Source organism: Pseudomonas sp. BNK-15 (genome assembly GCF_047456105.1).
Taxonomy (GTDB): Bacteria; Pseudomonadota; Gammaproteobacteria; order Pseudomonadales; family Pseudomonadaceae; genus Aquipseudomonas; species Aquipseudomonas putida_E.
Genome location: NZ_CP179898.1, coordinates 2,546,745 through 2,560,632 on the forward strand (window position 1 = coordinate 2,546,745; position 13,888 = coordinate 2,560,632).

Here is a 13,888-nt window from a genome sequence, read left to right on the forward strand (position 1 = left end):
TGAATGGCACCACTATAAAGGCTCGCGGCTGGCGTGGTACAGGCTGACCCGGCGGAATTCGTGCGGCTCGGCCAGGTCCGGCAGGGTCAGTGCTTCAAGCACGCCCAACTGCTGGTAAAGCGGGTGGCTGAAATCGCGTACTCGGGAGTCTGCCACCAGCGCCTGGCGACCGCGGCCGAGGAAGGCATCGAGCAGCGGCAGATTGGCGCGGTCGTACAGCACATCGGCAACCAGAATCAGGTCGAAACGGTCTTCTTCGGCGAAGAAGTCATTGCTGTAACTGAGCTCGACCCCGTTCAGCTCGGCATTGGCGCGGCTGGCATCGAGTGCCAGCGGGTCGAGATCGCAGGCCACCACTTCCAATGCCCCGGCGCGCGCTGCAGCAATGCCGGCGATACCGGAGCCGGCGCCAAAGTCCAGCACGCGCTTGCCGGCCACCCATTCAGGGTGCTCGGCCAGGTAGCGGGCCATGGCCAGGCCGCTGGCCCAGCAAAAGCTCCAGTACGGTGGGTCGTCGAGAATGCGCCGGGTTTCTTCGCTGCTGAAGGCGCGGTCCATGTTCTGATCGTCGATCAACCAGAGTTTGAGCGTACACCCCGGCAGTTCACTGACGACCAGCCGCGCTTCGCCGATCAGGCCGCTGAGGGCCTGTTGCAAGGCAAGCGGCGCCACCTAAGGCGCCTTCTTGAAACGCAGCGGGCCAGTGGCCTGAGTCTGGGCCTGGGTGATGCGCACGGGCGGCAGGTGCATGATCAGTTGGCCCGACTGGCTGGCGCGGCCACGCAGTTCGACCCGAGCCCCGGCCGGAAAGACCTCCGGGTTGAAGCGCAGGCGGTAGGGCAGCGCCTGGCCGGTCCCGGTCAGGGTGCTGCTGGCCAGAAGCTGTTGCGGCCGGTCGCGCTCGTCGATGACCAGCAAGGCCAGCTCCACGTCGGCACCGCGGGGGATTTCCAGCAAGGTACCGCTCAGTTCGCGTTGATAGGCGGGCAGCGGGCCCAGCGGTTCGGCCTTTTTCGCCACCTTGGCGGGCGCAGGTGCCGGGGCTGGCTCGGTCTTCGGCCGATCGCTGCCACAGGCGGCGAGCAGGGCGGCGCAGCCCAGCACGACGAGCGCTCGATAATGCATGGGGTAGTCCTTCAGGGGCAGATTTACCCTGGATGTTAACCCCTTTGGCTTGTCTTGCCAGTGGGATGCGCTACCATGGCCCTCCCTTTTTTTGTTGCCTGCCACCATGCACTGTCCCTTTTGCGGTGCCAACGACACCAAGGTCATCGACTCGCGCCTGGTCGCCGAGGGCGAACAAGTGCGCCGCCGTCGCGAATGCGTGGCCTGCGGCGAGCGTTTCACCACCTTCGAAACCGCCGAGCTGGTCTTGCCCCGGCTGATCAAGCAGGACGGCACGCGCCAGCCTTTCGACGAAGAAAAGCTGCGTGCCGGCATGCAGCGCGCGCTGGAGAAGCGCCCGGTCAGCGTCGAACGCCTCGAGGCGGCCCTGGCACATATCAAGAGCCGGCTGCGCGCTACGGGTGAGCGCGAGGTCAAGTCGCTGGTGGTGGGTGAGCTGGTGATGGCCGAGCTGCGCAAGCTCGATGAAGTGGCCTACATCCGTTTCGCTTCGGTGTACCGCCGCTTCCAGGACCTCGATGAATTCCGCGAAGAAATCGACCGCCTGGCCCGCGAGCCGGCTAAAGAGTGAGCATGCCGAGCCAGACCGCGATCCTCGACGCCCATTACATGGCCCGTGCCCTGGAGCTTGCCCGCAAGGGTATCTACACCACTCACCCCAACCCGCGCGTGGGTTGTGTGATCGTCCGTGACGGCGAAGTGGTGGGTGAGGGCTGGCATGTGCGCGCCGGTGAACCACATGCCGAAGTGCATGCCCTGCGCCAGGCCGGTGAGCGTGCCCGCGGCGCCTGTGCCTACGTGACGCTCGAGCCTTGCAGCCACCATGGCCGCACCCCACCGTGCGCCGAAGCGCTGGTACAGGCTGGTGTGGCGCGGGTGGTGGCAGCCATGCAGGACCCCAACCCGCAGGTCGCCGGGCAGGGCCTGCGCCGCCTGGCCGAAGCAGGCATCGAAGTCGCCAGTGGTGTGCTCCATGCCCAGGCCCGCGCCCTGAACCCCGGTTTCCTGAAGCGCATGGAGCACGGCTTGCCGTTCGTGCGGGCCAAGCTGGCCATGAGCCTGGATGGCCGTACCGCCATGGCCAGCGGCGAAAGCCAATGGATCACCGGCCCTGCCGCCCGCTCTGCGGTGCAGCGCCTGCGTGCCCGTGCCAGCGTGGTACTGACCAGCGCCGCCAGCGTATTGGCCGACAACGCACGGATGACCGTGCGCGGTGCCGAGCTGGGCCTGGACCCCGACACCACCGCGCTGGCGCTGAGCCGCCCCCCCTGCGCGTGCTGATCGATGGCCGCCTGCGCCTGCCACTGGACGCGCCGTTCTTCCAGGCTGGCCCGGCCCTGGTGGTAACCGCCATGGGGAGCGACCCGCGGTACGCCCAGGCTGGCCACGAGCTGCTCAGCCTGCCGGGCAGCAATGGCCAGGTCGATCTGCTCGCCTTGATGCAGGCACTTGCAGCGCGTGGCGTCAACGACATCCTGCTGGAAGCTGGCGCAGGCCTGGTCGGCGCTTTTGCCCAATTGGGCCTGATCGACGAGTACCAGCTGTTCGTCGCCGGCACCTTCCTTGGCTCCCAGGCCCGTCCGTTGCTGGACTGGCCGCTGTCGAAGATGAGCGAAGCGCCACGGCTGAAAATCACCGAAATGCGTGCAGTGGGCGATGACTGGCGGGTCACGGCCATCCCTCTGCCGGCGCCCGGCGTATAATGCCGGGCTTGCCCTGCGCAACCCGTTTTTGAGGAAGTCCCCATGTTCACCGGCATCATCGAATCCATCGGCACCATCCGCAGCCTGACCCCCAAGGGCGGTGACGTGCGCGTCTACGTCGAGACCGGCAAGCTCGACCTGGGTGACGTCAAGCTTGGCGACAGCATCGCCGTCAACGGCGTGTGCCTGACCGCCGTCGAACTGCCGGGCGATGGCTTCTGGGCCGACGTCAGCGTCGAGACCCTCAAGCGCACCGCTTTCATCGACCTCAAGAGCGGCAGCAAGGTCAACCTGGAAAAGGCCCTGACCCCGACCACCCGCCTGGGCGGCCACCTGGTCAGCGGCCACGTCGACGGTGTCGGCGAAATCATCTCGCGCAGCGATAGCGCTCGCGCCATCCAGTTCCGCGTGCGTGCACCCAAGGAGCTGGCCAAGTACATTGCCCACAAGGGTTCGATCACCGTCGACGGCACCAGCCTGACGGTCAATGAGGTCAATGGCGCCGAGTTCGAGCTGACCATTGTCCCGCACACCCTGTCCGAAACCATCATGGCCGACTACCGCGCAGGGCGTCGGGTCAACCTTGAGGTCGATTTGCTGGCCCGTTACCTGGAGCGCCTGCTGCTGGGCGACAAGGCTGGCGAACCGAGCAAGGGCAGTGGCATTACCGAAAGCTTCCTGGCCGCCAACGGCTTCTTGAAATCCTGATTGAGAAGGGGGTGCCGCGTGGCGCTCAACAGCATCGAAGAACTGGTCGAAGACATCCGCCAGGGCAAAATGGTCATCCTGATGGATGACGAAGACCGTGAAAACGAAGGCGACATCATCATGGCGGCCGAGTGCTGCCTGCCTGAGCACATCAACTTCATGGCCAAGCACGCCCGTGGCCTGATCTGCATGCCGATGACCCGCGAGCGTTGCGAAATGCTCAAGCTGCCGCTGATGGCGCCGCGCAACGGCTCGGGCTTCGGCACCAAGTTCACCGTGTCGATCGAAGCGGCCGAAGGTGTTACCACCGGCATCTCGGCGGCCGACCGCGCACGCACCGTGCAGGCCGCAGCCGCCAAGGATGCCAAGGCCGAAGACATCGTAAGCCCGGGCCACATCTTCCCGCTGATGGCCCAGCCCGGCGGTACCCTGGCACGCGCCGGCCACACTGAGGCCGCCTGCGACCTGGCGCGCATGGCCGGTTTCGAGCCGAGCGGCGTGATCTGTGAAGTGATGAACGATGACGGCACCATGTCGCGTCGCGCCGAGCTCGAAGTGTTCGCCGCCGAGCATGGCCTGAAAATCGGCACCATCGCCGACCTGATCCACTACCGCATGATCCACGAACGCACCGTGCAGCGCGTTTCCGAGCAGCCGATCGAGAGTGAGCTGGGTGAGTTCAACCTGGTCACCTACCGCGACGCCGTGGAAGGCGATGTGCACATGGCCCTGACCCTGGGCAAGGTCTGCGCCGAAGAACCGACCCTGGTGCGTGTGCACAACATGGACCCGCTGCGCGACCTGCTGCTGGTCAAGCAGCCTGGCCGCTGGAGCCTTCGCGCCGCCATGGCCGCGGTTGCCGAGGCCGGCAGCGGCGTGGTGCTGTTGCTGGGCCACCCGCTGGACGGCGACGTGCTGCTGGCACATATCCGCGAAAGCGCAGGCGATGCACCGACCAAGGCACCGACCACCTACAGCACTGTGGGTGCCGGTTCGCAGATCCTGCGTGACCTTGGCGTGCGCAAGATGCGCCTGATGAGTTCGCCGATGAAATTCAATGCGATATCCGGATTCGATCTGGAAGTTGTAGAATACGTGCCCTCCGAGTGACTTGAGGCGGCGCTTGCGCCCTCACGCTCGAGTCCAAACCCTCCCGAGGCCGCCAGAGCGCGGCCTCGCTCTTGAAGATGAGAACATCGGAATGACCCTGAAGACCATCGAAGGTACCTTCATTGCCCCCAAAGGTCGCTATGCTTTGGTGGTTGGCCGCTTCAACAGCTTCGTCGTAGAAAGCCTGGTGAGCGGTGCCGTTGATGCCCTGGTACGCCACGGTGTCAGCGAAAGCGACATCACCATCATCCGTGCCCCGGGTGCGTTCGAAATCCCGCTGGTGGCTCAGAAAGTCGCCCAGCAAGGTGAATACGACGCGATCGTCGCCCTGGGCGCAGTGATCCGTGGCGGTACCCCGCACTTCGAATACGTGGCGGGCGAATGCACCAAGGGCCTGGCCCAGGTGTCCATGGAGTTCGGTGTGCCGGTGGCCTTCGGTGTCCTGACCGTCGACTCCATCGAGCAAGCCATCGAGCGTTCCGGCACCAAGGCCGGTAACAAAGGTGCTGAAGCTGCCCTGTCCGCTCTGGAAATGGTCAGCCTGCTGGCGCAGTTGGAGGCCAAGTGATTAGCGACGAAAGCGATCGTTTCAACCCGCGCGATCCAAAACCTGCGGATGCCGGCAAGCCATCGAAGAGCGCCAAGCGCCGCGAAGCCCGCAAGCTCGCGACCCAGGCCCTGTACCAATGGCACATGGCTCAGCATTCGCTGAACGAGATCGAAGCGCAGTTCCGGGTCGATAACGATTTTACCGATGTAGATGGCGCCTATTTCCGCGAAATCCTGCATGGGGTTCCGGCCATCAAGAGCGAAATCGACAGCGCGCTGAAACCGTGCATGGACATCGCCCTGGAAGAGCTCGACCCGGTCGAACTGGCCGTATTGCGCCTGTCCACCTGGGAGTTCATCAAGCGTGTCGATGTACCGTATCGCGTTGTGATCAACGAAGGCGTAGAGCTGGCCAAGGTCTTCGGCGCCACTGACGGCCACAAGTTCGTCAACGGCGTGCTGGACAAGCTGGCACCTTCGCTGCGCGAAGCAGAAGTCAAGGCGAACAAGCGCTGATCCTGGCGCTGTCGAGCCATGGGTGAGTTCGAGCTGATCAACCATTACTTCGCCGCCGCGCCCTGTGCGCAGGGCGGTGAGGGCGTGGCGCTGGGCATTGGCGACGACTGCGCCTTGCTCGAGCTTGCCCCGGGCGAGCAGTTGGCGGTGTCTACCGACACCCTGGTTGCCGGGGTGCACTTCCCGACGGTCTGTGACCCGCGCTTGCTGGGGCAGCGCTCACTGGCCGTGGCGGCCAGCGACCTTGCAGCCATGGGCGCCAATGCCATCGGCTTCACCCTTGCCCTCACCCTGCCCGATGTCGGTCCCGACTGGCTCGCCGCCTTCGCCGACGGCCTCAGCCGCATGGCCCAGCGTTGCCGCATGAGCCTGATTGGTGGCGACACCACTCGCGGCCCCTTGAGCATCACCGTCACTGTTTTGGGCAGCGTCCCCGCTGGCCAGGCCCTGCGCCGCAGCGGTGCCCGGCCGGGTGACCTGCTGTGTGTGGGGGGCGTGCTGGGCAAGGCAGCCGGTGCGTTACCGTTGGTGCTGGGCGAGCGGGAAGCGCCTGCCGAGCAGGCCGAGCCCCTGCTGGCCCACTACTGGTCGCCGCTGCCTCAACTCGGCCTGGGCCAGCGCTTGCGCGGGCGGGCGACGGCGGCGCTGGACATTTCCGATGGCCTGCTTGCCGATTGTGGGCACATCGCCAAGGCCTCTGGCGTCGCCCTTGAGGTGAACCTGGCGCAGGTGCCAGTGTCTCCTGCACTAGAGGCCTTTCTCGGCCGCGACGCGGCGGTGCAAGCGGCGCTCACCGGTGGCGACGATTACGTATTGGCGTTCACCCTGCCGCCTGAGGCGCTTTCATCCCTGGCGGACGCCGGCGTACATGTCGTCGGCCGAGTGCTCCAAGGGCAGGGCGTGACCCTGCGTGACCCCCAGGGCCAGGACATCACCCCCGTACAGCGGGGCTATCAACACTTTAGGGAGACACCGTGACCGACCACCCCAACCAGGTGCCTGCGGAGTTCGTTCCGCCATCGGTCTGGCGCAACCCGTGGCACTTCATCGCTTTCGGCTTCGGTTCGGGCACGCTGCCCAAGGCACCCGGCACCTGGGGCTCGATGGTGGCCATTCCGTTCATCCCGCTGTGGCAGATGCTGCCCGATTGGGGTTACTGGCTGCTGCTGGGCATCACCATGCTGTTCGGCTTCTGGCTGTGCGGTAAAGTCGCCAATGACTTGCGCGTGCACGACCATGAAGGCATTGTCTGGGATGAAATGGTCGGCATGTGGATCACCCTCTGGCTTGTGCCGCAAGGGTGGCAGTGGATTCTGGCGGGGTTCCTGATGTTCCGCTTCTTCGACATCCTCAAGCCATGGCCGATTCGCTGGATCGATCGCCATGTGCATGGCGGTGTCGGCATCATGCTCGACGATATCCTGGCCGGCGTGTTCGCCTGGCTGGGCATGCAGGTTCTGGTGTGGGCGGTAGGCTGAGACAGGGAGCGCTTTGATGGCCATTCGGACTGTGCTGCTGGCAATTTTGTTCAGCGTTGCCCATGGGGCGCTGGCGGCCGAAGGCGTACCGAAACAGGTCCATCTGGTCAGTGAAGAGTGGCTGGACTACACCAATGCCGATGGTACCGGCGTGGCCTGGGATGTCTTGCGCAAGGTCTTTGAGCCTGCCGGCGTCAAGGTGGTGGCAAAGAGTGCTCCTTACAGCCGTGCCGTCGGGCTGGTCAAACGCGGCGAGGCCGATGCCTGGGTCGGTTCCTACAAGGATGAGAACGACGACAATCTCTACCCGCGTTGGCACTTCGACATGGACCACATCTATGCGCTGGGGCTTGCCAGCAAACCGGTGCCTACCCTGGAGACCGTTGGTCAGTATCGCTTGGCCTGGGTGCGTGGCTACGATTACGGCAGCTACCTGCCGAACGTAAAGGAGTCGCGCGAGATTCAGCGCCGCGAAGGCATCCTGCCAATGCTTGAGCATGATCGCGTGGACTTCTACATCGATGCGCTGACCGAAGTTGACTACGTGCTTGGCCAAACCTCTCAGCCAGAACGGTTCCGGCGAACCCATGTCGCCGAACTGCCGTTGTACCTGGCCTTTGCCCGCAACGAGCACGGCAAGGCCCTGCGTGAACTGTTCGACAGACGCATGGCTGAACTGGTACGCAGCGGCGAGTTGAAGCCTATCTTCCAGCACTGGAAACAGCCGTATCCCTTTACTGCCGACAGCAAGCCTCAATAGCACCATGGGCTGCCACAGGCTAACCGAACATCGAACTTTTCGATCTTAACCCACGGTATTCAGCCAGCGCACAGGCGCTGACCTGCTGATACAATCGCTTCACGAGAATTTTCCTACTTATCCAGGAGCACAACGTGCCCGTCGTCTTTGTTGCCGCCTCTAAACTCCCGACCCCCTTCGCGACTTTCACCATGCATGGTTTCCTCGACGAAGCCACCGGCCGTGAGCACGTGGTGCTCAGCCTGGGTGACATCGCCGACGGTGAGCCGGTGTTGGGGCGCCTGCACTCCGAGTGCCTGACTGGCGATGCCCTGTTCAGCCAGCGTTGCGACTGCGGCTCGCAACTGGAAGCCGCCCTGCAGGCCATTGCCCGTGAAGGGCGCGGCGTGCTGCTTTACCTGCGTCAGGAAGGCCGTGGCATCGGCCTGCTGAACAAGATCCGCGCCTATGAGTTGCAGGATGGTGGTGCCGACACTGTAGAGGCCAACGAGCGTCTGGGGTTCGCTGCCGACCAGCGTGATTACGCGATCTGCCTGCCGATGCTCGAGCACCTGGGCGTGAAATCGCTGCGCCTGATGACCAACAACCCGCGCAAGGTCAAGGCGCTAACCGACATGAACATCAAGGTTGCCGAGCGCGTGCCGCTGCATACCGGACATAACCCGCACAACCGTTACTACCTGGCGACCAAGGCCGACAAGCTTGGCCACATGCTGGGTAACGAACACCAGGGTGAGGTCCCCCAGGCGTGACCCGCAGCGAGGTGAAGCGGCGCCTGGCGCTGGCCTGGTGGCAATACCTGGCGGTTGGCCTGGTGCCGCTACCGGTGATGGCCTGGGCCTTTGGCGGTGGCGATGCGCTGATCCCGGTGCTGGCGATGCCGCTGTTCATCGCCGGTGCGGCAACCATGTTCCTCAGCCTGCCGCGTTTCGGCGCCTACAAGCGTGCTTTGATCGCCACCTCCAAGTTGCTTGGCACGGCTGAAGAGCCGGCTGCCTGGATCGAGTTGGCCCGGGTGCGGCGCATGGCCATGCTGTTCGCCTGTTTCCCTGCCTGGGTCGCCGCGCTGTCGGTGCTGGTAGGGCTCGAAGCTGTGCCGCAAATCCTCTTGGCGTTATCCACAGTGGTGGTGCTTTACCTCTACCGCATCCCGCGTCAGCTGGGGTGATGCGCCGCCTGCTCTGCCTGCTGGCGCTGCTGGCCTGCACCGTCCAGGCTGGCGAGCCTCTGCGCGTGGTCAGCCTTGCGCCTTCGATGAGCGAAATCATGCTTGAGCTGCAGGCCGATGACCTGCTGGTGGGCGTGCTCGACGGCGGCGAGCGCCCAGCGGCGCTGCGCCACCTGCCTTCGGTAGGGCGCCAGGGGCAACTGGACATGGAACGCCTGCTCAGCCTCAGGCCTGACCTGCTGTTGCTCTGGCCCGGCAGTGTGGCTCCGGCCCAGCGCGATCAGCTTACGCGCCTGGGTATCGCGACCTACAGTGCAGAACCCCACGACCTTGAGCAACTGCTTGAACAGATCGAGGCCATTGCCGTGCGTGTAGGGCGGGCACAGCAGGGGCGGCGTTATGTGGGAGGCCTGCGTGAACGGTTGCGGCAACTGCGTCAGCACTATCGGCGTGAACAGCCGCTACGGGTGTTCTATCAGGTCTGGGACCGGCCGCTGTACACCTTGGGTGGGCGACAGGTGGTGAGTGATGCCTTGGCGGTGTGTGGGGCGCGCAATATCTTTGCCGACCTGAGCCAGCCGGCACCGCAAGTGAATGTGGAATCAGTGCTGATGCGCGATCCGCAGGTGATTCTGGCTGGCGACCAGGGGCAGTTGGCAAGCTGGAAGGCCTGGCCAGATTTGGGCGCTGTGGCCGGTGATCGTCTGCTGGTGGTGCCGGACAAGGGCCTGGAGCGGCCCAGCGGGCAGATGATCGAAGCCACCGCCCGCTTGTGTGCGCTGCTCGAAGCTAAAGCGCCGGCGTCCAGGTGACGCTGAACAGGGCCGTGCGGCCCTCTTCGCGGTAGCCGTAGCTGGCGCCATCGTAGCTGTACAGCGCACGGCTGTAGCCTTTGTCCAGCAGGTTATCCAGCTTTAGTTCCAGCTTCAGCTCGTCGGTCGCTGCCCAGCTGCTGCGCAGGCCCAGCAAGCCATAGCCGCCGAGGCGGTTGCGGTTGGCCTCGTCGTCGTAACTGGCGCTGACGGCCTGCCAGCTGCCTCCTACCGTAAAACGCTCGAATTGACGGTCCAGGTCCAGGCTCAAGGTGCGCCTTGCGCGGCGGGCGAGGGTGTGGCCGCTGTCACGATCACGTGGATCGATCAACGCCAGGCCCAGCTGGCTGCGCCATTGGCCCCACTGTTGCTCCAGTGCCATTTCCACGCCGTTGATACGCGCAGAGGCCACATTACGCGGGATCGAGTCCTGGCCAAAGATAATCGCATCGCGCAGGTCAGTACGGTACAGCGAAGTTTCCAGGCGGCTGTCGCGGCTGAGCTGGCTGCGCCATTGCAGCTCGTAACTTCTGGAATGCTCCGGGTCCAGCTGCGGGTTGCTGTACTGCGGGTAGTACAAGTCGTTGAAGGTCGGCGCACGAAAGCCTTCGCTGTAGGACAGCAGCACATCGTTGTGCGTATTCAGCGGCACGGTCAGGCTACCGCTCCATGTGGTCTGGCCGCCAAACTGCTGGTTCTGGTCGCGGCGCACGCCCAGTTCGGTAGAGACGTGCTCGCCGCGCAAGCGATGCTGGATGAAAGCGGCGCGGTTCCAGCGGCTGTCTTCGCTGAAATCGGTGCTGGCGTGCACGCGGTCTTCGTACCAGTCGCCGCCGATCAACAGGTTCTGCCGCTCGCTCAGGGCCAGGTCGTTCTGCCAAGTGACCTGGTCGCGATAGGTGTTGAACACCGAGCGTTCGTCACTGAGCTTGTCGCGCTTGTCGTCGCGGTTTTCGCTATGGCCCAGCTCCAGGCGTGAATGCCACACGTCATTGAGCTGTGCATCGAAGTAAGTACCCAGGCTGCTGACGCTGAAGTCGGTGTAGGGCTTTTGCCCGAAGCTTTCGAAGGTGACCGGGTCGAAGCCACCGAACGGATTGTCGTACTCGCTGCGCCCTTGGCTGTCGAGCAGGTTCAGGCCGGCTTCGAAACGTTCGCCAAAGGTGTGGCTCAGGCTCAGGTTGAACGACTTGTTGCGGTAGGCATCATGATCGCCGTCGCTGGCGAAGGACGGGCCGGTCGAGTCGATGCCTGCTGTTTCGTCCAGGCTGGCGCCCAGGTTGAAGCGGGTCGCGCCCTCGCCTCCGGACAGGCCCAGGCTGCGTTGCCAGGTCTGGTTGCTGCCTGCCGCCATGCGCAGGCGCGGCTGCAGGCCCGTGCCGTTGCTGCGACGGGTGAAGATCTGAATGACACCGCCGATGGCATCGCTGCCGTAGATCGCCGAGCGTGAGCCGCGCAGCACTTCGACACGCTCGATCTGGTCGACGTCGAGAAACTGCAGGCCGCTGTCGCCCGAGGTGGCGTTGGCGATGCGCACACCGTCGACCAGTACCAGGCTCTGCGCGGCCTTGGTGCCGCGGATGAAGATACCCGACAGGCTACCGCGGCCACCGGTGGGCGCGACTTGCACGCCTGGCGCGCGGGCGAGCAGGTCGGTGACGCTGGTCGGTTGCAGGCGGTCGATGTCGTTGCGGGTGAAAACGGTGTTGGCGGCGCTGGTGGCGGTGCGTGATTCGACCTGGCGGTTGGCGCTGATCAGCACGTCGGTGAGCTTCAGGGCGTCGTCGCGTTCGGCGGCCAGAAGCGGCAGGGGCAGGCAGAGCAGGGTGGCGAAGGTTGAGGTTTTCATGGGCAGTACCAGTTTGCGAGGGCTGCGCCCTCGATCGCGACACAAGGCCGCTCCTACAGGATTCCGCGGTCCTGTGTAGGAGCGGCCTTGTGTCGCGATGGGCCGCAAGGCGGCCCCAGGGATTACAGGCCGAGCCTGGCCATGCGGGCCTTCACCGAAGCTTCGATGCCGGCCGCATCCAGCCCACATTCAGCCAGCATCTGCGCAGGCTTGGCGTGCTCGACATAGATATCCGGCAGGCCCAGGTGCAGCAGCGGCTTGATCACGGCCTGGCTGGCCAAAAACTCACCCACCGCAGCCCCCGCACCGCCCATGATGGCGTTCTCTTCGAGGGTCACCAGCAGCTCATGACTGCCTGCCAGCTCCAGCACCAGTGCCTCGTCCAGCGGCTTGACGAAACGCATGTCGACCACGGTGGCGTTGATTTTCTCGGCAACCTGCAGGGCTTCGGCCAACTGCACGCCAAACACCAGCAAAGCGACCTTTTCGCCCTGACGACGGATGACGCCCTTGCCGATTTCCAGCGGTTCCAGGTCGCCACTGATCGGCGCGTTGGGGCCGGTGCCGCGTGGGTATCGTACCGCTGCCGGGCCGTTGTACAGGTGGCCGGTGCTGAGCATCTTGCGCAGTTCGTTCTCGTCGCTGGGCGTCATCACCAGCATGCCCGGGATGCAGCGCAGGTACGACAGGTCGTAGCTGCCCGCGTGGGTCGGGCCGTCTTCGCCGACCAGGCCTGCCCGGTCAATGGCGAACAGGACGTCGAGGTTCTGTACCGCCACGTCGTGGATCAGCTGGTCGTAGGCGCGCTGCAGGAAGGTCGAGTAGATCGCGACCACCGGCTTGCTGCCTTCGCAGGCCATGCCCGCCGCTAGCGTCACGGCATGCTGCTCGGCGATGGCCACATCGAAGTAGCGCTCGGGGTAACGCTCACTGAAGGCAACCAGGTCGGAGCCTTCCTTCATTGCCGGGGTGATGCCCACCAGGCGGTTGTCGGCAGCGGCCATGTCGCACAGCCACTGGCCGAATACCGCAGAGTACTTCGGCCCGCTGGCCTTCTTCGGCGCGGCCGGCTTGTCGGCAGGCTCGAGTTTGGTGATGGCGTGGTAGCCGATCGGGTCGATCTCGGCCGGCGCGAAGCCTTTGCCCTTCTTGGTCACCACGTGCAGGAACTGCGGGCCTTTGAGGTCACGCATGTTGCGCAGGGTGGCGATCATGGTCGGCAGGTCGTGGCCATCGATCGGACCGATGTAGTTCCAGCCCAGCTCTTCGAACAGGGTGCCGGGTACCAGCATGCCCTTGGCGTATTCCTCGGTGCGGCGGGCAATCTCCCAGGCACCTGGCAGGCGCGACAGCACCTTCTTGCTGCCCTCGCGCATGCTTGCGTAGGTGCGGCTGGAAAGAATCTTGGCCAGGTAATTGGACAGCCCGCCAACGTTGCGCGAGATCGACATGTCGTTGTCGTTGAGAATGACCAGCATGTCGGCGTTGACTTCCTGGGCGTGGTTCAACGCCTCGAACGCCATACCGGCTGTCAGGGCACCGTCACCGATCACTGCAATCGACTTGCGCGCGCTGTTCTGCAGGCGGGCGGCAATGGCCATGCCCAGTGCGGCGCTGATCGAGGTGCTGGAGTGGCCGACGCCAAAGGTGTCGTACTCACTCTCGCTGCGGCGCGGGAAGGCGGCGATCCCGTCCTTCTGGCGCAGGCTCAGCATGCGGTTGCGCCGGCCGGTGAGGATCTTGTGCGGGTAGGCTTGATGGCCGACGTCCCACACCAGCCGGTCGTCCGGGGTGTCGAAGACGTAGTGCAGGGCGATCGTCAGTTCGATCACGCCCAGGCCGGCGCCAAAATGCCCACCGGTCTGACCCACGGTGTAGAGCAGCTCCTGGCGCAGCTCGTCGGCCAGGTGCTCAAGGTCGGCTTCGGCCAGCCGGCGCAGGCCGGCAGGCGTGTCAGCGCGGTCGAGCAACGGCGTGACCGGGCGTTCGCGGGGGATCTCTTGAAACGTCGTGGGCATCAGGCGAGTCGTTATAGATGTTAAGACGCGGCAGTTTACCCCATTGTGGGAAAAGTGCCCATTCGACCAGAGGTTGCAGCCCCCTGTGTGCG

The 13,888-nt window shown here is 64.6% G+C and carries 15 protein-coding genes and 1 pseudogene; 12 read left to right on the top strand and 4 right to left on the bottom strand.

Features of this window, described 5'->3' with window-relative positions; translation table 11 throughout:
* Window positions 1-12 precede the first annotated feature (12 nt).
* Complete coding sequence (locus ACMGF5_RS11625) at window positions 13-672, bottom strand: class I SAM-dependent methyltransferase (protein ID WP_196997397.1); 660 nt, start codon at window positions 670-672, stop codon at window positions 13-15.
* Window positions 673-1,125, bottom strand: coding sequence for a YbaY family lipoprotein (locus ACMGF5_RS11630; RefSeq protein ID WP_012312506.1), 453 nt, complete (start codon window positions 1,123-1,125; stop codon window positions 673-675).
* A 106-nt stretch (window positions 1,126-1,231) separates the two neighbouring features.
* Here ACMGF5_RS11630 and nrdR point away from each other — a divergent pair, with 106 nt between their 5' ends.
* From nrdR to ACMGF5_RS11690, 12 genes and pseudogenes are all read left to right on the top strand, one after another.
* Complete coding sequence (gene nrdR / locus ACMGF5_RS11635) at window positions 1,232-1,696, top strand: transcriptional regulator NrdR (RefSeq protein WP_008092351.1); 465 nt, start codon at window positions 1,232-1,234, stop codon at window positions 1,694-1,696.
* 2 nt (window positions 1,697-1,698) lie between these two features.
* Window positions 1,699-2,828: pseudogene (gene ribD, locus ACMGF5_RS11640) on the top strand (bifunctional diaminohydroxyphosphoribosylaminopyrimidine deaminase/5-amino-6-(5-phosphoribosylamino)uracil reductase RibD).
* A gap of 42 nt (window positions 2,829-2,870) precedes the next feature.
* Window positions 2,871-3,536 (top strand): riboflavin synthase, encoded by a 666-nt coding sequence (locus tag ACMGF5_RS11645; protein ID WP_046785096.1) that lies wholly within the window; start codon window positions 2,871-2,873, stop codon window positions 3,534-3,536.
* A gap of 18 nt (window positions 3,537-3,554) precedes the next feature.
* On the top strand, window positions 3,555-4,646 hold the full coding sequence (gene ribBA, locus ACMGF5_RS11650; protein ID WP_046785097.1) for a bifunctional 3,4-dihydroxy-2-butanone-4-phosphate synthase/GTP cyclohydrolase II: 1,092 nt from the start codon (window positions 3,555-3,557) through the stop codon (window positions 4,644-4,646).
* A gap of 91 nt (window positions 4,647-4,737) precedes the next feature.
* Complete coding sequence (gene ribE, locus ACMGF5_RS11655) at window positions 4,738-5,214, top strand: 6,7-dimethyl-8-ribityllumazine synthase (protein WP_043210219.1); 477 nt, start codon at window positions 4,738-4,740, stop codon at window positions 5,212-5,214.
* Window positions 5,211-5,711 (top strand): transcription antitermination factor NusB, encoded by a 501-nt coding sequence (gene nusB / locus ACMGF5_RS11660; protein ID WP_012312511.1) that lies wholly within the window; start codon window positions 5,211-5,213, stop codon window positions 5,709-5,711. The genes ribE and nusB overlap by 4 nt, the downstream gene beginning before the upstream one ends.
* An 18-nt stretch (window positions 5,712-5,729) precedes the next feature.
* Window positions 5,730-6,689 (top strand): thiamine-phosphate kinase, encoded by a 960-nt coding sequence (gene thiL, locus ACMGF5_RS11665; protein ID WP_115273468.1) that lies wholly within the window; start codon window positions 5,730-5,732, stop codon window positions 6,687-6,689.
* Window positions 6,686-7,189 (top strand): phosphatidylglycerophosphatase A, encoded by a 504-nt coding sequence (locus ACMGF5_RS11670; protein ID WP_046785099.1) that lies wholly within the window; start codon window positions 6,686-6,688, stop codon window positions 7,187-7,189. The genes thiL and ACMGF5_RS11670 overlap by 4 nt, the downstream gene beginning before the upstream one ends.
* A gap of 16 nt (window positions 7,190-7,205) precedes the next feature.
* Window positions 7,206-7,949, top strand: coding sequence for a substrate-binding periplasmic protein (locus ACMGF5_RS11675; RefSeq protein WP_119688194.1), 744 nt, complete (start codon window positions 7,206-7,208; stop codon window positions 7,947-7,949).
* 134 nt (window positions 7,950-8,083) lie between these two features.
* Entirely contained in the window at window positions 8,084-8,701 is a 618-nt protein-coding gene (gene ribA, locus ACMGF5_RS11680; protein ID WP_012312515.1) for a GTP cyclohydrolase II, read from the top strand.
* Entirely contained in the window at window positions 8,698-9,117 is a 420-nt protein-coding gene (locus tag ACMGF5_RS11685) for a hypothetical protein (protein ID WP_046785101.1), read from the top strand. The genes ribA and ACMGF5_RS11685 overlap by 4 nt, the downstream gene beginning before the upstream one ends.
* Window positions 9,117-9,929 carry a cobalamin-binding protein gene (locus ACMGF5_RS11690; protein WP_115273471.1) on the top strand — a complete coding sequence of 271 codons (813 nt, stop codon included), beginning with the start codon at window positions 9,117-9,119 and terminating at the stop codon, window positions 9,927-9,929. Before ACMGF5_RS11685 ends, ACMGF5_RS11690 begins: the two co-directional genes overlap by 1 nt.
* On the opposite strand, the gene ACMGF5_RS11695 is transcribed toward ACMGF5_RS11690, so the two are convergent.
* Both ACMGF5_RS11695 and dxs read right to left on the bottom strand, forming a co-directional pair.
* Window positions 9,907-11,778, bottom strand: a complete 1,872-nt coding sequence (locus tag ACMGF5_RS11695; RefSeq protein WP_414157798.1) for a TonB-dependent receptor domain-containing protein — start codon at window positions 11,776-11,778, stop codon at window positions 9,907-9,909. The genes ACMGF5_RS11690 and ACMGF5_RS11695 overlap by 23 nt on opposite strands.
* A gap of 122 nt (window positions 11,779-11,900) precedes the next feature.
* On the bottom strand, window positions 11,901-13,796 hold the full coding sequence (dxs, locus tag ACMGF5_RS11700; protein WP_119688196.1) for a 1-deoxy-D-xylulose-5-phosphate synthase: 1,896 nt from the start codon (window positions 13,794-13,796) through the stop codon (window positions 11,901-11,903).
* Window positions 13,797-13,888 lie beyond the last annotated feature (92 nt).

Excerpts from the sequence above, each read along its gene's own strand:
- ACMGF5_RS11690 (WP_115273471.1), top strand. The coding sequence starts at position 9,117 with ATGCGCCGCCTGCTCTGCCTGCTGGCGCTGCTGGCCTGCACCGTCCAG.
- ACMGF5_RS11695 (WP_414157798.1), bottom strand. The coding sequence starts at position 11,778 with ATGAAAACCTCAACCTTCGCCACCCTGCTCTGCCTGCCCCTGCCGCTT.
- dxs (WP_119688196.1), bottom strand. The coding sequence starts at position 13,796 with ATGCCCACGACGTTTCAAGAGATCCCCCGCGAACGCCCGGTCACGCCG.
- ACMGF5_RS11675 (WP_119688194.1), top strand. The coding sequence starts at position 7,206 with ATGGCCATTCGGACTGTGCTGCTGGCAATTTTGTTCAGCGTTGCCCAT.
- ribE (WP_043210219.1), top strand. The coding sequence starts at position 4,738 with ATGACCCTGAAGACCATCGAAGGTACCTTCATTGCCCCCAAAGGTCGC.
- nrdR (WP_008092351.1), top strand. The coding sequence starts at position 1,232 with ATGCACTGTCCCTTTTGCGGTGCCAACGACACCAAGGTCATCGACTCG.
- thiL (WP_115273468.1), top strand. The coding sequence starts at position 5,730 with ATGGGTGAGTTCGAGCTGATCAACCATTACTTCGCCGCCGCGCCCTGT.
- ACMGF5_RS11645 (WP_046785096.1), top strand. The coding sequence starts at position 2,871 with ATGTTCACCGGCATCATCGAATCCATCGGCACCATCCGCAGCCTGACC.
- ACMGF5_RS11630 (WP_012312506.1), bottom strand. The coding sequence starts at position 1,125 with ATGCATTATCGAGCGCTCGTCGTGCTGGGCTGCGCCGCCCTGCTCGCC.